Here is a 19,493-nt window from a genome sequence, read left to right as displayed (position 1 = left end):
CCGGATACGCTCACCGAGGTCACATGCCGGAGGGAGCAGGGTGCCCGGGCCAGGGGAATTACGGGTGCTGGGCGCGGTCGAAGCGATCGGCCCCACCGGGCGGGCGGAGCTGCACGGCGCCCGCCAGCGAGCCGTGCTCGGCGTTCTCGCCCTGCACGCGGGCTCGGTCGTCCCGATCCCCCGGCTGGTCGACGTCCTCTGGGGCGAGGATCCGCCTCGCACCGCGGTGAAGACCCTGCACAGCCACGTCGCCAGGATCCGGCAGGCACTGGAGGACTGTGGATTCCCACCGGTCTTGCTGACACGCAAACCCGGGTACCTCCTGACGGTCGCGCCATCCTCAGTCGACGCTCTCCGTTTCGAAGAGGAGCTTCGTGCCGCCAAACGGAACAATCCCGGCCAAGCGGTGACCGCCTTGCGCGAAGCGTTGCGGCTTTGGCGCGGCGAAGCCTTCGCGGACGCCGAACTCGACGGCTGGGGGCTCCACGAGGTCGAGCGTCTCCAGGAACTTCGGCTGTCCGCCTGGGAAGAACTGTGGGACGCCGAACTCCGGCTCGGGGGCCACGAAGAGGTCGTCCGGGAATTGCCGCGCCTGCGGGCCGGGCACCCGTACCGTGAGCGACTCGCCGCGCTGCACATGCTCGCCTTGCATCGTTGCGGCAGGCACGCCGAAGCGCTCGAAACCTTCCAGATCGTACGCCGGGGCATGGCGGAGGAGTTCGGCGCCGACCCCGGCCCGGAGCTGGTCGACCTGCATACGGCGATCCTGCGCCGCGCGCCCGAACTCGACACGCCCGCGCGGGGCACGGCGCCGGCGCAGCTTCCCGCCCGTGTCGGGCATTTCACCGGACGGCAGCAGGAACTCGCGTCACTGGACCGGCTGCTCGACGAACCCGAACCGCCGGTCGTGGTCATCTCCGGCGCCGCCGGGATGGGTAAATCCGCGCTCGCCGTGCAGTGGGCGCACAGCATCGCGGACCGCTTCCCCGACGGCCAGCTCTTCCTCGACCTCGCCGGGCACGACCCGCACGAGGCGGTCTCGCCGGGCGACGCGCTCGCCCATCTGTCGCGGGGGCTCGGCCTCCCCGACGATCGGCTGCCCGACGCGACGCCCGAACGCGCGGCGCTCTACCGCTCGCTGCTGCACGGCAGGCGTTGCGTGATCGTCGCCGACAACGCGGGCAGCGTCGACCAGATCCTGCCGCTCGTCCCCGGGACGGCGAAGGCGATGTTGATCGTGACCAGCAGGCAGACCCTGGCCGCGCTCGGCAGCAGGCACGCCGTCCGCGTGCTCGCCCTCGACGCACTGGCCGACCCGGAATCGATGACCCTGCTCACCCGGGTACTGGGCGCCGACCGGGTCGCCCGCGAACCCGGGCAGGCCGCGCGGCTGGCCAGGCTGTGCGACGGGATGCCGCTGGCGTTGCGGATCGCCGCCGCGCGCCTGACCGGGGAACCGGGCCGTCCGATCGCGGAGCTCACCCACGAACTCACCGGCGTCGGACGCTTGGAAACCCTTGCGGTACAAGGAGATTCTCGGACCGTCGAGACCGTTCTCGCGAGCGCCTACCTGCCGTTGGAGCACGCGCCGGCGCACCTGTTCCGGCTGTCCGGGTCGACTCCGGGGACGTCGTTCAGCTCGGCCCTCGGAAGCGCGTTGTGCGGGGTGCCCGCCGAAGCGGGCCGGGCCGCGGTCGCCGCGCTGTCCGCCGCGCATCTGATCACCCCGGCGGGCCATGACCGTTATCGCTTCCACGATCTGATCCGCGAGTTCGCCGTCGCGTGCGCCCGCGCCGACGAAACGACGTCGAGCCGCGCCGAGGCGGCGGACCGGCTGATCGATTGGTACCTGCACGTCGCCGCCGAGGCGAACCGGATCATCGATCCGAACCGCGATCTGGTCACCCCGGCGTTGCGCCACCCCGCGCCCGAGCGGCCGTTCCCGGCGGAAAGGCGTGCGGCATTGGCGTTCCTGGGTGCCGAACGCGCGAATCTGCTGCCCGTGGTGCGATTCGCGCGCGAACACGGCCGCAGCACCGCCGCCTGGCAGCTCACCTATCTGCTCACCAGCTTCTACGACACCACGGGAGGCTGGAACGAGCGGATCGGGCTCTGCCGAGAGGGAGCCGTGGCGGCCGCCGAACTCGACGATCCCTTGGCGGAGGCGGAAATGCTGCGCGCGCTGGGCGCGGCCTACTTCATGACCCGCAGGCTGACCGACGCGCTCGAGACCAACGCCCGCGCGTTGAAGGCCGCCCGCGCCGCGGGAGATCTCGAAGGCGAAGGGCACATCTACAACAACACCGCGAACGCCTATGCCGCGCTGCGCCGGTTCGACGAGGCGATCACCGCGTACCGGCTCGCGGTGGAACGGTGCACCTCGGCGGGTAACCGGCTCGGGCGCGCGCTGTCCCAGCGCAACCTCGGCCACGCCTACATCCGCCGCGGCCAGCCGATGGACGGCCTCAGCCCGCTGACGGACGCGCTGGAGGCGTTCCGCGAACTCGGCAACGCCCGGCTGGAGGCAGCCACTCTGGACACGCTCGGCGAGGCCTACGAGGAACTCGGCGATCACGACGTCGCGCTGGAGCATCTCGGGAAGGCGCTGGCCGCGTCCCGGGCGATCGGCGACCGGTGGCAGGAGTGGGAGTCACTGCTGCACGCCGGTCAGGTCCATCTCTCCCGCCGCGACTTCCGGGCCGCGCGGGACGATTTCGACCAGGCGCTGTCGATCAGCCGGGACGTCGGGAACCGGCACAGCGAAGCCGCCGCGCTCGACCGGCTCGGGCGCGCCCACGTGGGTCTCGGCGACCTGGCGGCGGCCAGGGAAAACCTCGAGCGCGGCCTCGCGGTCCGGGAGAGTGTCCCGGATCCGTACGAGGAGGCTCATCTGCACCGCGACCTCGGCGATCTGGAGACGCGGTGCGGCGACACGGCCGCCGCGGCCGCCCACTGGGCTCGAGCGATCGAGCTGTACCGGCGGGCGAACGCGACGGCCGACGCCGACCTCGTCACCGGGCGGGGCTGATCACCACGGTCGAGGTCGCGTACACGAGCCTGCCCTGCGACGGCCCGAAGAATTCGACCCGCGCCTTTCCTGCTTGATCGGGCAGGTACGTGAATTCGGCGTACCCCCTGGTCTCACCGCGTGGGAAGGTGACGACACCGTCCTTCACCGGCACGTGGCCGGAGCCCTCGGTGCGATAGCGGATCGTGAGCGGCCCGGTCCACGGCCGGGAGAGCACGACGGGCACCCTGCAGGTGCTGCCCGGTGCGAAATTGGGCGGGATCGACCAGCAGATCTCGCCCTCCTGGGTGGTGGCCAGCGGCCCGGTCTTGGCCGCGTCGTCATCGGCCACCCAGGCGACGCCCACACTGTGCCCGATCCGCACGCCCCGCTCTCCGTAAAGCCGGAGAGAGAACATCTCGTCGTTCTCGACGAGGGCGTCGGCGCGGACCTTGACCGCGATGGTCTGCGCGCCCGCGCTCCCGGACCAGGTCAGCGTGCCGCCGGTCGGCAGGTAGTCGACACCCTCCTTCGCGGTGACCGCCGGATCGATCGGCGAGCCGTTGCCTTCGATCGTCCGGTACTCGACCGAACCTTGCGGTGCGCAACCGCCGTCGGCGACGGAAACGGTGAAGAGGAGGGTGGTGTACCCGGCGCTCGTTCCCTCGGCTTGACTGACGCCGCCGGCGTTCACCACGGGCGCCGTGCAGCCCGCCTCGCCGCTTTCGGCCACTGGTACCGCGAGCCCGAACGTGACCGCGAGCGCCGCCCCCAGCGTCGTGATCCGTCTCATCGTTGGTCCCATCGAGCGTCCACCCCTTCCGGCGGGCCGCCGCGACCCGCTGCGACATGGGTAACCGAATGAGGTTGTCGCGAGGTTGTGGCCGATGGCCCGCCGAATACGGTCAAACATGAAAATGATTCATGGCCATCGCCGCCCACGACGTACTACGCTTCGGTAACCAGGCAAAGGCGCGAGGAAGGGCTGTCGATGGGCGATGTTGCGGCACGGTTCGCCGAGATCGTCGGGGACACGAATCTGCTTTCCGGCGAGGCGATCCCTGAGGACTACGCACACGACGAGGCTTTGACCGCTACCCCGCGGCAGCCCGCCTACCTGGCGAAACCGGGAAGCGCCGAGGAGGTCGCGGAGCTGCTCAAGGCAGCTGGCGAAACCGGCGTGCCGGTGACCGCGAGGGGGTCGGGCACCGGGCTTTCGGGCGGCGCGCAGCCACGCGAAGACAGCCTGGTGATCTCGTTCGAGCGAATGAACGCGGTGCTGGAGATCGACACGGAAAACCATGTCGCCGTCGTCCAGCCCGGCGTCACCCTGTCCGAATTGGACGAAAAGACCGCCGAGGCGGGGCTCGGCTACACGGTCTACCCCGGTGAGCTGAGCGCGAGTGTCGGCGGCAACGTCGGGACGAACGCGGGCGGCATGCGCGCGGTCAAGTACGGCGTCACGCGGCACAACGTCGTGGGCCTGCAGGCGGTCCTGCCGACCGGCGAGATCATCCGGACCGGCGGCAAGACCTCGAAGATCTCGACCGGCTACGACCTGACCCAGCTGATCATCGGCTCCGAGGGCACGCTCGCGATCGCGACCGAGGTCATCGTGAAGCTGTACCCGCGCCTGCCGTACGGCGCCACGGTGCTCGCCCCGTTCGAGACCTTCGACGAGGTGATGACCGTCGTCCCGAAAATCATCTCCAGCGGGCTGGCGCCGCACATCGTCGAGTACATCGACAACTTGACACTCGCGGCGATCAGCTACAACGAGAAACTCAGCCTCGGCGTCCCGGACGACATCCGCGACTCCGCCCAGGCGTACTTGGTGGTGGCACTGGAAAACCGCGACAATGACCGGCTGCACGCCGACATCGAGGAACTCGGCGGTCTGCTGGGCGATCTCGGCGCGATGGACGTGTACGTGCTCGAAGGCGGCTCCGCGCGCAAGCTGATCGAAGCGCGCGAGAAGGCGTTCTGGACGGCCAAGGCGGTCGGGGCCGACGACATCATCGACGTGGTGGTCCCGAGGTCCGCGATGCCGGAATTCCTGCGGCGGACCAGGGAAATGGCGCTGTCTCGCGAGACGGGCGCACTCGGCTGCGGACACGCAGGTGACGGCAACGTCCACCTCGCCATCTTCTGCAAGGACCAGGAGAAGCGGAAGAAACTGCTGACCGACATCTTCGCGCTCGGCATGGAACTCGGCGGCGCGATCTCCGGCGAGCACGGCCTCGGGAAAGCCAAAGCCGGCTATTTCCTCGACCTGGAAGACCCGGCGAAGATCGCGTTGATGCGCCGGATCAAGGAGAGCTTCGACCCGGCCGGGATCCTCAACCCCGGTGTTCTTTTCGCTGAGAGGGCTTGAAAGTGAGTGAGATGAACGGCGCCCAGTCCCTGATCCGCACACTGGTCGACAGCGGCGTCGACGTGTGCTTCTCGAATCCGGGCACCTCGGAGATGCATTTCGTGGCGGCGCTCGACACCGTGCCCGAGATGCGTGGCGTGCTCGGCCTGTTCGAAGGCGTCGTCACCGGCGCCGCGGACGGGTACGCGCGCATCGCCGACAAACCGGCGGCCACCCTGCTGCACCTCGGCCCCGGCCTCGGGAACGGGCTGGCGAACCTGCACAACGCGCGCCGCGCGCACACCCCGATCGTCAACGTGATCGGTGATCACGCGACCTACCACAAGCAGTACGACGCCCCGCTCGAATCGGACATCGAAGCCGTCGCCGGTTCCCTCGAAGGCTGGGTCCGCCGCTCCGAGCACACGAAGGACGTCGGCGCCGACGCCGCAGCGGCGGTCGCCGCGGCGCAGGACGCGCCCGGGCGGATCGCGACCCTGATCCTCCCTGCCGACGCGTCGTGGGGCGAGGGTGGCCAGCCCTGCGCGCCGATCCCGCCGAGGATCCCGCAGACCGTCGACGCGACGACGGTGAAGAACATCGCCGAGGTGCTGGCAAGCGGCGAACCGGTCGCGCTGCTCGTCGGCGGCGGCGGCTGCCGCGAAGCCGGGTTGCGCGCGACCAGCCGGATCGCCGCCGCGACCGGGGTGAAGGCGTTCGTCGAGACCTTCCCCTCGCGACTTGAGCGCGGAGAGGGCCTGCCGACGATCGAACGGCTGGGTTACCTCGCCGAGCAGGTCGCGTACCAGCTCGACGGGATCAAGCACGTGATCGTCGCCGGGACGAAGGCGCCCGTGTCGTTCTTCGCCTACCCCGGCAAGGCGAGCAACCTGGTGCCAGAAGGCGCGCAGGTCCACGTGCTGGCCGAGGTCGGGCAGGACGTCCCGCGTGCCCTGAACGACATCGCGGATCTGGTCGCCGCCGAGACCGAGCCGGTGCTGCAGGAGGCCACCCGGCCCGCGCTGCCGTCCGGGCCGCTGACACCGCAGAACTGGGTCGAGGTGATCGGCGCGTTGCTGCCGGAGCGCGCGATCATCGCGGACGAGGCGAACACCTCCGGTCTGCTGCTGCCCGCCGCGACCGCGGGGGCGCCACGACACGACGTACTGACCCTGACCGGCGGCGCGATCGGCTACGGCATGCCCGTCGCGACCGGCGCGGCCGTCGCGGCCCCGGACCGGCCGGTGATCAACCTGCAGTCCGACGGCAGCGCGCTGTACACGATTTCGGCGCTGTGGACGCAGGCGCGGGAGAACCTCAACGTCACCACGGTCCTGCTGAACAACCGCGCGTACGCGATCCTGCGGCTGGAGTTGCAGCGCGTCGGCGCGGACGCCAACGGCCCCAAGGCGAACGAGTTGCTCGACCTCTCGCGGCCGGACATGGACTTCGTCAAGATCGCCGAGGGCTTGGGCGTTCCCGCGACACGGGCGACGACCGCCGAGGAGCTCGCCGAGCAGTTCCAGCGCGCGCTGGCCGAGCCGGGACCGCACCTGATCGACGCGATCGTTCCGACGCTGTTCTGAGTGCGTGAGATGAAAGGCCCCTTCACCGCGAAATTCGCGATGAAGGGGCCTTTCATCTCACGGGGCTAGTGGACCGCGGCCACCAGAGGTTCGGGCTGGCGTTGCTTCGGGACGAGAGCGGTCAGCGCGAGACCCAGGAGCGCCGCACCGGCGGCGACCACGAAACTCATCCGGAAGCCCTCAGCGGAAGGGACCGAAACCCCGCCGACGGTGATCGCCAGCGACGCGAGCATGGTCGCCATCACCGCGCTGGACGTCGACGTGCCGACGGACCGCATCAGTGAGTTCAGCCCGTTCGCGGACGCGGTTTCGGTGACCGGGACCGAGCCCATGATCAGCGCGGGCATCGCCGCGTAGGCGATGCCGACGCCGCCACCGATGATGATCGAGGCCGTGATCAGCTCGAGGGCGTTGTCCATCAACAAGGTCGCGAAGACATAACCGGCCGCGATGGTGGTGGCGCCGACCATCAGCGTCGTGCGCGGTCCGTAGCGCTCGATGAGCCGGGCCGAAACCGGCGACAGCATGAACATGACCACCCCGTTCGGCGCCAGGCAGAGCCCGGCCTGCACCATCGTCAGGCCGAGGCCGTAGCCGGTCGACGCGGGCGCCTGCAGCAACTGCGGGAACGACAGTGCCATCGAGTACAGCGCGAACCCGATCATGATCGACGCCAGGTTGGTGAACAGCACCGGCCGCCGCGCGGAGACCCGCAGGTCCACGAGCGGATCGCGGCGCCGAAGCTGGTAGACGCCCCAGACCAGCAGGATCGCCACCGCGGTCCCGGCGAAGCCGACCGTGCGACCGCTGCCCCAGCCCCATTCACCGCCCTTGACGATCGGCAGCAGCAGACAGACCAGTCCGGCCGTCAGCCCCACCGCGCCGAGGTAGTCGAACGGCGCGGGTGTCTTCACCGGTGACTCCGGCACCACGAACAGGATCAGCAGGCCGCAGACGAGCCCGAGCCCCGCTGACGCCCAGAAGAGGACGTGCCAGTCGGCGTTCTGCGCGACCAGGGCCGACACGGGAAGCCCGATGGCACCGCCGACCCCCAGCGTCGAACTCATCACCGAGATCGCCGCGCCGACGCGTTCGGGCGCGAGTTCGTCGCGCATGATGCTGATCCCCAACGGGATCGCACCCATCGCGCAGCCCTGCAACCCACGGCCGACGACCATCAGCGCGAGCGAACTGGTCAGCGCGGACACCACCGAACCGGCGACCAGGAACCCCAGGCTGATCAGCAACAACCTGCGCTTACCGTAGAGATCGCCGAGCCTGCCGCTCACCGGCATCACCACGGCCCCGGCGACGAGGGTCACCGTCACCACCCACGACGCGTCGGACGGGGCCGCGTTGAGCAGCCGGGGAAAAGCCGGGATCAGCGGGATGACGAGCGTCTGCATGAACGAGGCCACGAGACCACAGGTGGCGAGTACGACGACGAAGATTCGGGGCGAAGGCGCCCGGCCGACCGGTTTCACCATGCGCGTCCCATGATCCGACCTTACCCAGCACCACCCTTCGAGGTGAATGGTTGACCGACAGGATCACAACCAAGTGCGGACCCCACCGTGTCCGGAACAGGTACCGCGGCGATTCTGGCTGTAGCTATAAGAACCGTCCTTGCAGATAGCGGTCGCGCCGTCTGCCGCCCCGGGTCCGGTCGCCGGGCGGTGGACACAGACACCGTCGGTGTTGCGGTAGTAGTCGCTTCCGCACTCCGCCAGATTCGGCGCCTTCGCCGTGGGCGTCGTCTTGGGCCGTGCTCTCGACGGCGGCGGCTCGACCTGCTTCGGCACCTCGACCGCGGCAGTGGTCGGCGGCACGACCTGCTGGGGCGTCGGTGCCGGAGTGGACGTGGTCGTGGTGGGCGGCGTCCAGCTGCTGATCGGCGTCGACAGCGTCGATGACGTCGACACCGAGCCGCTCTGCGGCGTGACCCGTCCGGTGGGCACGGTCTCCACACCGCAGCCCCCGGCGACCAGAAGCCCGATCGCCAGTGCCACGCCCAGTTTCGTCGTTCTTTTCGGCATAACGGCCTCCCCGGCACGTGGTAGTGCCGCGTAGTCGGGAGATCGTTCGCCGGTGTTACCGCCGGACAGGGGTCAGTCTGTGTCTCTCACAGCGCGCTATCGGATTTTCGTAGCCGGGCCATGGCATCCGCTGGTCACTCACCCAGCCATCTCAGCGGCCCGCCCTCCGCAAACCCGAGTCCTCCGGCCGAAAAGAAACGCGTGCGCGTGTCCTCGCCCAACCTGCCAACCTCAGTTTGGGAGACACGGCCTAATCGACCATCGCGCCGCAACTGATGTTCAGCGCCGTCGCCGTCATGCCGCGCGCGTGGTCGGACGCGGCGAAGGCAGCGACGCGGCCGACGTCTTCCAAGGACGCGGTCCGCTTGAGCATCGTGGAGTCGACCATGTCGCGGATGGCGTCGTCGAGCCCGGCGCCCGCGGGGATCGTCTCCGGGATCCCGGCGGTACGCAGGGTCACCACGCGGATGCCGTGCGGTCCAAGTTCGCACGCCAGCCCTCGCCGCAACGCTTCCATCGCACTGAACGCGACTTGCAGCCCGCCGAGGTGGTATCCAGGCAACGGATCACCGTCGCCGCCGAACATCAGGATCACCCCCGACCCCTGCCCGATCATATGCCGGGCGGCCGCCCGCGCGGTCAGGAAGTTCGTCCGTATCGCCGTCCGTACCGGGCTTTCGAAGTCCGCCAAGGACATCTCGACCAGCGGGGTGCCCTGGACGTCATTGTGCGTGATCACGTTCATCGAGATGTCGACGCTGCCCGCCGAAGAAACCACCGAAGCGGCATGCTCGTCGATGGCCACTTCGTCGAGCGCGTCGAACCGCGCGGTCTCGGCTTTCCCTCCCACCGACCGGATTTCTTCGGCCAGCGCGTCGAGTTTCTCAAGCGTACGACCGGCGAGGTGGACGGTCGCGCCCCCCTGGCGAACCCGCGTGCCACCGCGCCGCCGATCCCTTTCGCCGCACCGTAGACGATCGCGTTTCTGCCTTTCGAGCAACATCGGAACCTCCTACTTCCCCTCCAGCGTGATGAGTCCTTCGGGCATTCCGTCCAGATGGACGTCGACCCAGATCGGGAGCCACATGTCGACCTCGTGGAACCGCCGCAGTTCGGCCAAGCCGCTGAGCCAGCCCATCCAGGAGCCATACGGCGGCTTCTCGCCAGCGAATCCACTTTGGACGAAAGTCAGCTTGGTACCACCGCCGGAGTCCTCGAGTTCCCAGGACGTCACGATGCCTTCCTCGTACGCGAGCGTCATCCTTTCGTCGGGCACCAGATCGACGATCTTCGCCGGGTCCGGGTCCATCTCCAGCGAGCCCATCGCCCAGCGTCCGCCGACACGCATCTCGGCTTCGATCCGCGCGCCGAACCAGCGCGTGAACTCGGCGGGATCGGTAATCGAGCGGTAGACCTCCGGTCGCGCCGCGTCGATGCGCACTTCTTCCCGCATCACCGGTGAGGTGAGATCGCAACGGGCGGTGATCGGACGTCCTTCGACGTGGTCGACCAGGTTCGCGACCGCCAGCGCCCAGAACGTGTGCATCATGCCGAGCGGCGAGTCCGTGTCCGCCATCAGCGCGGCAAAGTCCGGCAGACCGGTCTGGCTGTACGACAAAGAGGTCCCGTCTCCGTCCTCCGCCAGCTTGAGTTCGACAACGGTCTCCGTATCGTCGACGGTCCAGGCGAACCGCAGGACGTTGTCCTCGGCCAGCAACAGCCGCTGACGCGGGACTTCGCCGTCCGGGGTGTAGCGGCCCCAGAACTCGTAGCGGGACGGCAAGTCGACTTCCGCGTGTTCGGAAAACCACGTGCGCAGTGCTCCGGGGTCGATCAGTGCGCGCCAGACCTCGTCGATCGGCGCGCACACGCGCACCTGGAAACTCGCCGGCTCAGTCACGGGCATCTCCTTTCGGGTAACAGGCCACGGCCAGCTTGAAGGCGTCGCCTTCCGCGCCGCCGTAGCGGGTGAACAGATCCTGCAAAGTCGTCTTCAGTTCGTCGAGGAACTCCTGGCGCCGCTCCGGCTCCACCCGGATCTCACCGGAGACGCCGATCGACGGCAGTTCCGGTGCGGCCCTGTCGAGCACGGCGACATCCGCCTGGACCTCCTCCATGAGGTCCACCAGATAGCCGAGGCTCAGTTCGTCCCGCACCGCCCGCGGGCCGATCCGGCCGACCACCCCCGGCGACAACCAATACGAACGCGCGCTCGCCTGATACACGCCCTCACCGATGCCGCGCACCTTGCGTTCCGACACCTGCGTGGCGAGACCGGCTTCCACCAGCTTTTTCACGTGGTAATAGACCCGTTGCGGAGTCTGGTCCAGCACCGCCGCCACCTCGGTGCAGGATCGCGGCTCCGCCAGTTGCCGCAGGACGTCCACCCGTCGCGGCTTCAGCAATGCCTCTGCCTGCTCGAGCCGCTCGAGGTACTCCACGTCCTTCACCACGCCACGCCCTTGATCACAAAAACAAGTTTGAACGTAAAAATTCGTTTTGTCAATCACGTAGGATCGCCGCTGATGATGCTGGTCGGGTTCGGCGTCGGCGTGGACTACGCGCTGCTCATCTTTTCCCGCTATGGCAGCGAAATCCTGGGCGGTCTCGACCGTGAACGAGCGGCGCGGCGCGCACTCGACACCGCGGGACGTTCGGTGCTGTTCGCCGGCGGCACGGTGATCATCGCACTGCTGGGGCTGCTCGCGCTCGGTCTCGGCTCGCTGCGCGGTGTCGCCCTCGCGGTGGCGCTCACCGTTCTGGTGACGATGCTCGCGTCGATCACCTGCTGCCCGCGTTGCTCTCCCTCTTCGGCCGTCGTTTGGAGAAGGGCATCCGCGAACACGCCGAGAAGCGGGAACACGGCAAGGCCTGGGGCAAAATCGGCGACGCGGTGCAGCGGCGGCCGCTGGTGCCGCTCGCGGTCGGCCTGCTCGTCCTCATCGGACTCGCACTCCCGGCCCTCGGCATGCGCCTCGGCTTCGCGGACGCCGGCACGGATCCGGAGACGTCGACCACCCGGCAGGCCTACGACCTGATGTCGGAAGGCTTCGGCCCCGGCTTCAGCGAGCCGCTGATCGTGGTCACGGAGAACGGTGACGGCGTTGCGCTGCAACGGGAACTCGAAGCCACCCCTGGCATCGCCAAAGCGACGCCACCGATGGGACAGGGCGTCATGACCGTCCTCGCCTTCCCCACGTCATCGCCGCAGGACGAGGCGACCGGTGAACTGGTCGAGCGGCCGCGGACCGAGGTGCTGCCGGGCCTGCCCGGTAAGTATCTGGTCGGCGGTTCGGTCGCGGCGGCGGTGGACTTCGCGGACGCCGTCGGCGACCGGTTACCGCTGTTCGTCCTGGTGGTCGTCGGGTTGTCGGCTTTGCTGCTGATGGTGGTGTTCCGCTCGATCCTGATCCCGCTCAAGGCGGCCGTGCTGAACCTGCTGAGCATCGGCGCCGCGCTCGGCGTGATGACGGCCGTGTTCGGCGACGGCCTGTTCGAAGTGCGGCCGGGGCCGATCGAGGCGTTCGTGCCGGTGCTGATCATCGCGATCGTGTTCGGGCTTTCCATGGACTACGAGGTGTTCCTGGTGTCCCGGATGCACGAGGAATGGCGGCAAACCGGCGACGCGCGCCACGCCGTCCGAGAAGGGCTCGCCTCCACCGGCGGGGTGATCACGGCCGCGGCGGTGATCATGATCCTGGTGTTCGGGGCCTTCCCGCTCAACCCGGATCGGATGCTGGCGCAGTTCGGCCTCGGGCTCGCGGTGGCGGTCCTGGTGGACGCGTTCGTCATCCGCTGTCTCGTGGTGCCGGCGGTGATGCGGCTGCTCGGGGAACGCGCCTGGTGGCTGTCTCGATGGCTGGACCGGCGGCTGCCGCACGTGGCACTGGAACCGTCGTCGCGCTAGCCCCCGGACGCTATGAACGGTCCGTTACTTGCAAAATTTGCAAGTAACGGACCGTTCATAGCACGGGGTTATTCGTAGATCTCGCCCTTCGCGGCCTTCTCGACCAGCGAAGCGGGCGGGGTGAAGTGGTCGCCGTAGCGGGCGGCCAGTTCGTTGGCGCGGTCGACGAAGCCCTGCAGGCCACCCTGGTACTGGTTGATGTACTGGATGACACCGCCGGTCCACGCCGGGAAGCCGATGCCGAAGATCGAGCCGATGTTGGCGTCGGCGATGGTGGTCAGCACACCCTCGTCGAAGCACTTCACGGTCTCGAGCGCCTCGGCGAACAGCATGCGCTCCTTGAGGTCTTCGAAGGGAACCTCGGCGCTGCCCGACTTGAACGCGTCGCGCAGGCCCGGCCAGAGACCGGTCCGCTTGCCCGCCTCGTCGTAGTCGTAGAAGCCCGAGCCGGTGGAGCGGCCCTTGCGGTCGTACTTGTCGAGCATCGTGTCGATGACGGCCTCGGACGCGTGCGGCGCCCAAGTGCCACCGGAGGCCTCGATCGCTTCGCGCGTCTCCTTGCGGATCTTGCGCGGCAGTGTCAGGGTCAGTTCGTCCATCAGCTGCAGCGGCGGCGCCGGGTAGCCTGCCTGCGAACCGGCCTGCTCGATCGACGCGGGCTCGACACCTTCGCCCAACGCGGCGACGGCCTCGTTGATGAAGGTGCCGATGACACGCGAGGTGAAGAAGCCGCGGCTGTCGCTGACGACGATCGGGGTCTTCTTGATCTGCAGCGTGTAGTCGAAGACCTTCGCCAGCGTGGCGGGCGACGTCTTCTCCCCGCAGATGATCTCGACCAGCGGCATCTTGTCCACCGGCGAGAAGAAGTGGATCCCGATGAAGTCCTCGGTCCGCTGCACGCCCTCGGCCAGCGAGGTGATCGGCAGCGTGGAGGTGTTCGAGCCCAGCACGGCGTCCGGGTTGACGAAGCCCTCGATCTCCTGGAACACCTTGTGCTTCAGCTCGACGCTCTCGAACACGGCCTCGATCACGAAGTCGACGCCGGCGAAGTCCTCCGCCTTGTCGGTCGGCTTGATCTTGGCGAGCAGCGCGTCGGACTTCTCCTGCGTGGTCTTGCCGCGGGAGAGAGCCTTCTCTTCCAGCTTGACCGCGTAGCCCTTGCCCTTTTCGGCGCCTTCGAGCGTGACGTCCTTGAGCACGACATCGATACCGGCCTTCGCCGAGACGTACGCGATCGCGGCGCCCATCATGCCCGCGCCGACGACGCCGACCTTCTTGGCGGTGTACTTCTCGAAGCCGTCCGGCCGCGAGCCGCCGGAGTTGATGCTCTGCAGGTCGAAGAAGAACGCCTTCGTCATGTTCTTCGAGACCTGGCCGGTGGCGAGGCTGATGAAGTAGCGGGTCTCGACGGTGATCGCGGTGTCGAAGTCGACCTGCGAGCCCTCGATCGCCGCGGCCAGGATCGCCCGCGGGGCAGGCATGTTGGCGCCCTTGATCTGCTTGCGCAGGTTCGCCGGGAACGCGGGCAGGTTCGCCGCGAAGCTCGGGTTCGACGGGGTGCCGCCCGGGATCTTGTAGCCCTTGACGTCCCACGGCTGCACGCCGGCCTCGGGGTTGGCCTTGATCCACGCCTTCGCGGCCGGGACCAGTTCCTCGACGGTGCCGACGAGCTCGTGCACGAGGCCGAGTTCCTTCGCCTTCGCCGGGCGGTGCCGCTGACCCTGCAGCAGCACGTTCAGCAGCGCGCTCTGAATGCCCAGCAGACGTACGGTGCGGACCACGCCACCGCCGCCGGGGAGCAGGCCGAGGGTGACCTCGGGGAGGCCGATCTGGCTGCCCTTGACGTCGGCCGCGATGCGGTGGTGCGTCGCGAGCGCGAGTTCGAGGCCACCGCCGAGCGCGGCGCCGTTGATGGCGGCCACGACCGGCTTGCCCAGCTGCTCCAGCCGTCGCATCTGGCCCTTCATCAGGCCGCTGCTCTCGGTGATCTCGGCCGCGTTCTCCGGCTTGGCCTTGATCAGGTCGTTGAGGTCACCACCGGCGAAGAAGGTCTTCTTGGCCGAGGTGAGGACGACACCGGTGATGCTGTCCTTCTCCGCCTCCAGGCGGTCCACGATCACGCCGAGCGACTCGCGGAAGTCGGCGTTCATCGTGTTGGCGGACTGCTTCGGGTCGTCGAGGGTGAGCACGACGATGCCGTCGGCGTCCTGCTCCCAGCGGATGGTCTTCGCTTCAGTCATTGTCTCTTCCTCAGACCCGCTCGATGATGGTCGCGACGCCCATGCCGCCGCCGATGCACAGGGTGACCAGGGCGCGGCGCGCCTGACGACGCTCCAGCTCGTCCACGACGGTGCCGACCAGCATCGCGCCGGTGGCGCCCAGCGGGTGCCCCATCGCGATGGCGCCGCCGTTCACGTTGACCTTCTCCTCGTCGAGGTGCAGGTCCTTGATCCACTTGAGCACGACCGAGGCGAAGGCCTCGTTCAGCTCCCACAGGTCGATGTCGTCCGGGGTGAGACCGGCGAGCTTGAGGACCTTCTCGGTGGCCGGGGTCGGGCCGGTGAGCATGATCGTGGGCTCGGAGCCGACGGTCGCGGTCGCCACGATGCGGGCGCGCGGGGTCAGGCCGAAGTCCTTGCCGATCTGCTCGTTGCCGACCAGGACCACCGCGGCGCCGTCCACGATGCCGGACGAGTTTCCGCCGGTGTGGACGTGGTTGATGCGTTCGACCGAGTGGTACTTCTGCAGCGCGACGGCGTCGAAGCCGCCCAGCTCACCGATACCGGCGAAGGCGGGCTTGAGCTTGCCGAGGCCCTCGACGGTGCTGCCGGGGCGACGGTGCTCGTCGTGGTCGAGGATCGTGACGCCGTTGATGTCCTTCACCGGGACGACGGACTTCGCGAAGTAGCCGCCGGACCAGGCCGCTTCGGCCTTCTCCTGCGAACGCACGGCCCACGCGTCGACGTCTTCGCGGGAGAAGCCCTCGATGGTCGCGATCAAGTCCGCGCCGGTGCCCTGCGGGACGATGTAGTTGTCGTACGCGGTGGCGGGGTCCATGAACAGCGCGCCGCCGTCGGAGCCCATCGGCACGCGCGACATCGACTCGACGCCACCGGCGATGATCAGCTGGTCCCAGCCGGAGCGCACCTTCTGCGCGGCGGTGTTGGTGGCTTCGAGACCGGAGGCGCAGAAGCGGTTCAGCTGCACGCCGGCGACCGTTTCGGGAAGGCCCGCGTTCAGCGCGGCGGTGCGCGCGATCACGGCGCCCTGCTCACCGACCGGGGACACGACGCCGAGGACGATGTCGTCGATCACGGCAGGGTCGAGGTTCGGGTGCCGGACCTTCAGTTCCTCGATGAGGCCGACCACGAGATCGACCGGCTTGGTGCCGTGGAGGGCACCTCCCTTGTTCTTGCCGCGAGGCGTACGGATCGCCTCGTAGATGTAGGCCTCGCTAGTCACAGAAAAACTCCTCCGCGTACGGCGCTGTATCAAGGATGAACACAGCCGGATCGTACCGGCCAGTAGCCATGCTAATGGTCATTAACATAAACCGCGATAACCCCATGGTGTCAATGGGTTGCGATGTACGCAACCGGCGCTATCGTGTGTTCACCTATGGATCACCCGACCGAGCGTTCAGCCCGACCGCGCGACCGCAAGGCCCAGCTGGCGGGCCTCGCCGCGGAGCTGTTCCGCGCCCGCGGGTTCCACGGGGTCGGGATCAACGACATCGCCGCCGCGGCCGGGATCACCGGGCCCGCGCTGTACCGGCATTTCGCGGACAAGCAGGCGGTGCTGTCCTACGTCGTGCTGTCCGGAATCGACGATATGGAAACGGCTACCCTCGAGACGCTCGCCGACCTCGACATGACGGTCCCCGCCCAGGTCAACGCCCTACTCAGGACGCTCGCCGCGCAGGCGGTGGAGCGGCGCGAGGTCGCCGCGTTGTGGCGCTGGGAGGGCAGGCACCTGCCCAGGGAGGGCCGCCGCGAGATCCGCCGCCGGTCGGGCGCGGTGCTCGCCGCGTGGTCCAAGGCACTGCTCGCGCTGCGTCCCGAACTGACCGCCGACGACGCCGAGTTGCTGTGCTGGGCGGGGTTGAGTGTCTTCGGCAGCGTGTCCGTCCATCACACGTCCGTGGCGAAGAAACGTTTCGCGCAGATCCTCGTGCAGCTGGCGGAATCGGTGCTGCATGTCACACTGCCCGAACCTGTCGAGCCGTCCCCCGAGACGCCGTCGATCGCGCTCGGTGAGCCGTCCCGGCGCGAGCAGATCCTCGCCGCCGCGACCGAACTGTTCGGACAACGCGGATTCCGCGCGGTGAGCATGGAGGAGATCGGCGCGGCGGCCGGGATCGCCGGGCCCAGCGTGTACCGGCACTTCCCCAGCAAGGCCGCGCTGATGGTGGCGATCGGGCACCGCGCCGCGGACAGGCTGGCCCTCGCCGCGGAACGCGCACTTCGGACCGACGACGAGCGGGACGCGCTGCGCAGGCTGGCGGCGTCCTATGTGCACACCCTGCTGCACACACCCGAGCTGCTCGTGTCGTTCTCCGGCAGCCCGATGGAGCTGCCGGAACGCGACAAGGCGGACCTGCTTCGAGTCCAGCGGGACTACGTCGCGCGCTGGATCGCACTGGCTTCGGAAGTCCGTCCGGAGCTGAGCCTGCGCGAAGTGAAGATCACCGTGCACGCGGCGCTGACCATCGCGAACGACCTCGCGCGCACCCGGCGGGTGAACGGCCGCCCGAACATCGAGGCGGAGCTGACGACGCTGATGCACGCGGTTCTCGACGTCTGAAAGTCAGCTTCGAGCAACTCGCGTGTACTGCAAAGGCGCCGATCACCTCCCTGAAGTAGCGAAGAAGGCCGTCCGGCACGCAGTCGCGGGACCTGGGGTGAAAGGGACCTTCGCCGAGTGCGACGCGACGAAGGCGCACTTCACCGAGTTCGGTGTTGACGATCTCGGACCACCTCGGAGCCAGGCGCGGTGTCGTTCCGGCAAGGGTGAGGGGAATTTCGAGGGACCCAGAGTCCCTCAAGGAGTCCTTCACGGATCTGCCGGCCGCAGCCCGACGGCGAAAGCTGGTGGCTTGTGAGTAATCCGGGTCGCCCGGACCACTCAAATCACTCACGCGCGTGACGTTCGCCGCCACCCTGGTAGCGCATCCGCCCAAAGGGCGATAACCTACTCACGAGTAGGTAAGCGAGGCAGGGAGACTGACCGTGGGTGCGCCTAGGAAACGAGACGCGATGGGCTTCGGCCTGTCCGCGCTCACCCGGCTGGCCGGGAGCAAGGTCATGGAACGGGCCGGACTTCGGAAGCCCGTGCAGAACCTGGTCAGTGCCGGGACGCGCAACGGCTTCCGGGTCGCGGGCGCGGCGGGACGGACCTTCAAGTCCGCCCAGAAGCTCGGCAAGCCCGCGCGGCTCGCGCCGGCCGGGGACGCGGGACTGTTCGACCTCACCCCGAGTGAGGATCAGCAGCTCATCGTCGAGACCGTGACGGAGTTCGCGGCCGAACAGCTGCGGCCCGCCGCGGCCGACGCCGACGCGAAGCTCAAGGCGCCCGAAGGCCTGCTAAGCCGCGCCGCCGAACTCGGCATCACGCTCGTCGGCATCCCCGAGGAGCTGGGTGGCGTCGGCACCGAACGGTCGGTCGTCACGAACGCGCTGGTCGCCGAGGCCCTCGCGCACGGCGACCTCGGCCTGGCGGTCGCGGTACTCGCGCCGTCCGCGGTCAGCACCGCGCTGGTGGCTTACGGCGACGAGCAGCAGCAGGCGGACTACCTGCCCGCGTTCGTCGGCGAGAACGTCCCGGCCGCGGCACTGGCGCTGCAGGAGCGCACGGCCTTGTTCGACCCGTTCAAGCCAGCCACCAAGGCCCGCCGCACGCCCAAGGGCTACCAGCTCGACGGCGTGAAGTCGCTGGTTCCGAGGGCCGCGGACGCCGAACTGTTCATTGTCTCGGCAGAGCTCGAAGGGCGCGGTCCCGCGCTGTTCCTCGTGGAGTCGTCCAACACGGGCGTCACCATCGAGACCGAGCCGGCGATGGGCCTGCGCGGCGCGGCCACCGGCAAGCTGCACCTGGAGAGGGTCGCCCTGCCAGCCGGTGCACTGCTGGGCGGCGGCAAGGCCGAGGTCTTCACCGAGGTCGTCCGGCTCTCACGGCTCGGCTGGGCCGCGCTGGCCGCCGGCACCGCGAAGGCCGTCCTCGACTACGTGGTGCCTTACGTCAACGAGCGCAAGGCGTTCGGCGAGCCGGTGAGTCACCGGCAGGCCGTCGCGTTCTCGGTGGCCGACATCGCCATCGAGCTGGAAGGACTGCGGCTGGTCGCGTTGCGCGCCGCCGCTCGCGCCGAACAGGGCAAGCCGTACGCCCGTGAGGTCGCGCTGGCCCGGAAACTGGCCGCCGACAAGGGAATGCAGATCGGCAGCGCCGGGGTGCAGCTGCTCGGCGGGCATGGCTTCGTCAAGGAACACCCGGTCGAACGCTGGTACCGCGATCTCCGCGCGATCGGCGTGATGGAAGGCGCAGTCCTGCTCTAGGCCGTGCCACGCAAGTCGTGTTCGCGGTCTTCGCGCCCAGGCGGCCCCTGACG

General features: G+C 68.7%; 12 protein-coding genes and 2 pseudogenes. 6 read left to right on the top strand and 8 right to left on the bottom strand.

The features are described from left to right. The first annotated feature begins 64 nt into the window (after positions 1-64). Positions 65-3,028: a BTAD domain-containing putative transcriptional regulator gene (locus tag ACM6LR_RS14605; RefSeq protein ID WP_414944035.1), complete on the top strand. Its 2,964-nt coding sequence runs from the start codon at positions 65-67 to the stop codon at positions 3,026-3,028. Here ACM6LR_RS14605 and ACM6LR_RS14600 read toward each other — a convergent pair. After that, positions 3,012-3,800 carry a Calx-beta domain-containing protein gene (locus tag ACM6LR_RS14600; protein WP_414939415.1) on the bottom strand — a complete coding sequence of 263 codons (789 nt, stop codon included), beginning with the start codon at positions 3,798-3,800 and terminating at the stop codon, positions 3,012-3,014. The genes ACM6LR_RS14605 and ACM6LR_RS14600 overlap by 17 nt on opposite strands. Before the next feature lie 198 nt (positions 3,801-3,998). On the opposite strand from ACM6LR_RS14600, the gene ACM6LR_RS14595 reads away from it, so the two are divergent. Next, on the top strand, positions 3,999-5,381 hold the full coding sequence (locus ACM6LR_RS14595; RefSeq protein ID WP_414943953.1) for an FAD-binding oxidoreductase: 1,383 nt from the start codon (positions 3,999-4,001) through the stop codon (positions 5,379-5,381). Positions 5,382-5,392: 11 nt separating this feature from the next. Beyond that, on the top strand, positions 5,393-6,946 hold the full coding sequence (locus tag ACM6LR_RS14590; RefSeq protein WP_414943952.1) for an acetolactate synthase large subunit: 1,554 nt from the start codon (positions 5,393-5,395) through the stop codon (positions 6,944-6,946). A 65-nt stretch (positions 6,947-7,011) separates the two neighbouring features. Here ACM6LR_RS14590 and ACM6LR_RS14585 read toward each other — a convergent pair whose 3' ends face one another. The 5 genes and pseudogenes from ACM6LR_RS14585 to ACM6LR_RS14565 form a co-directional block, all read right to left on the bottom strand. Next, entirely contained in the window at positions 7,012-8,433 is a 1,422-nt protein-coding gene (locus ACM6LR_RS14585; protein WP_414943951.1) for an MFS transporter, read from the bottom strand. A 63-nt stretch (positions 8,434-8,496) separates the two neighbouring features. After that, positions 8,497-8,982 (bottom strand): DUF3761 domain-containing protein, encoded by a 486-nt coding sequence (locus ACM6LR_RS14580; RefSeq protein WP_414943950.1) that lies wholly within the window; start codon positions 8,980-8,982, stop codon positions 8,497-8,499. A 250-nt stretch (positions 8,983-9,232) separates the two neighbouring features. Beyond that, positions 9,233-9,960, bottom strand: a pseudogene (locus ACM6LR_RS14575) (SDR family NAD(P)-dependent oxidoreductase). A 34-nt stretch (positions 9,961-9,994) separates the two neighbouring features. Further along, a complete protein-coding gene (locus ACM6LR_RS14570) occupies positions 9,995-10,888 on the bottom strand; it encodes an SRPBCC domain-containing protein (RefSeq protein WP_414943949.1) in 894 nt (297 codons plus the stop codon). Further along, on the bottom strand, positions 10,875-11,432 hold the full coding sequence (locus ACM6LR_RS14565) for an ArsR/SmtB family transcription factor (RefSeq protein ID WP_414939562.1): 558 nt from the start codon (positions 11,430-11,432) through the stop codon (positions 10,875-10,877). Before ACM6LR_RS14565 ends, ACM6LR_RS14570 begins: the two co-directional genes overlap by 14 nt. 66 nt (positions 11,433-11,498) lie before the next feature. Between ACM6LR_RS14565 and ACM6LR_RS14560 the strand changes: the two are divergent. Next, positions 11,499-12,889, top strand: a pseudogene (locus tag ACM6LR_RS14560) (MMPL family transporter); the annotation flags it as partial. A gap of 68 nt (positions 12,890-12,957) precedes the next feature. On the opposite strand, the gene ACM6LR_RS14555 reads toward ACM6LR_RS14560, so the two are convergent. Both ACM6LR_RS14555 and ACM6LR_RS14550 read right to left on the bottom strand, forming a co-directional pair. Then, positions 12,958-15,129 carry a 3-hydroxyacyl-CoA dehydrogenase NAD-binding domain-containing protein gene (locus ACM6LR_RS14555; protein WP_414939422.1) on the bottom strand — a complete coding sequence of 724 codons (2,172 nt, stop codon included), beginning with the start codon at positions 15,127-15,129 and terminating at the stop codon, positions 12,958-12,960. Positions 15,130-15,139: 10 nt separating this feature from the next. Beyond that, positions 15,140-16,351, bottom strand: a complete 1,212-nt coding sequence (locus tag ACM6LR_RS14550) for an acetyl-CoA C-acetyltransferase (RefSeq protein ID WP_414939423.1) — start codon at positions 16,349-16,351, stop codon at positions 15,140-15,142. A 156-nt stretch (positions 16,352-16,507) separates the two neighbouring features. On the opposite strand from ACM6LR_RS14550, the gene ACM6LR_RS14545 reads away from it, so the two are divergent. Further along, the gene (locus ACM6LR_RS14545) at positions 16,508-17,692 is read left to right on the top strand and encodes a TetR/AcrR family transcriptional regulator (protein ID WP_414939424.1); all 1,185 of its coding nucleotides are present in this window, start codon (positions 16,508-16,510) and stop codon (positions 17,690-17,692) included. Between the two features lie 452 nt (positions 17,693-18,144). After that, entirely contained in the window at positions 18,145-19,440 is a 1,296-nt protein-coding gene (locus ACM6LR_RS14540) for an acyl-CoA dehydrogenase family protein (RefSeq protein WP_414939563.1), read from the top strand. Positions 19,441-19,493: the final 53 nt, after the last annotated feature.

This window comes from Amycolatopsis sp. cmx-11-32, assembly GCF_047608695.1.
In the GTDB taxonomy this organism is placed as follows: Bacteria; Actinomycetota; Actinomycetes; order Mycobacteriales; family Pseudonocardiaceae; genus Amycolatopsis.
This window is presented reverse-complemented; position numbering and strand designations above follow the sequence as displayed.

Excerpts from the sequence above, each read along its gene's own strand:
- ACM6LR_RS14600 (WP_414939415.1), bottom strand. The coding sequence starts at position 3,800 with ATGAGACGGATCACGACGCTGGGGGCGGCGCTCGCGGTCACGTTCGGG.
- ACM6LR_RS14595 (WP_414943953.1), top strand. The coding sequence starts at position 3,999 with ATGGGCGATGTTGCGGCACGGTTCGCCGAGATCGTCGGGGACACGAAT.
- ACM6LR_RS14590 (WP_414943952.1), top strand. The coding sequence starts at position 5,393 with ATGAACGGCGCCCAGTCCCTGATCCGCACACTGGTCGACAGCGGCGTC.
- ACM6LR_RS14585 (WP_414943951.1), bottom strand. The coding sequence starts at position 8,433 with ATGGTGAAACCGGTCGGCCGGGCGCCTTCGCCCCGAATCTTCGTCGTC.
- ACM6LR_RS14580 (WP_414943950.1), bottom strand. The coding sequence starts at position 8,982 with ATGCCGAAAAGAACGACGAAACTGGGCGTGGCACTGGCGATCGGGCTT.
- ACM6LR_RS14570 (WP_414943949.1), bottom strand. The coding sequence starts at position 10,888 with ATGCCCGTGACTGAGCCGGCGAGTTTCCAGGTGCGCGTGTGCGCGCCG.
- ACM6LR_RS14555 (WP_414939422.1), bottom strand. The coding sequence starts at position 15,129 with ATGACTGAAGCGAAGACCATCCGCTGGGAGCAGGACGCCGACGGCATC.
- ACM6LR_RS14545 (WP_414939424.1), top strand. The coding sequence starts at position 16,508 with ATGGATCACCCGACCGAGCGTTCAGCCCGACCGCGCGACCGCAAGGCC.
- ACM6LR_RS14540 (WP_414939563.1), top strand. The coding sequence starts at position 18,145 with ATGGGCTTCGGCCTGTCCGCGCTCACCCGGCTGGCCGGGAGCAAGGTC.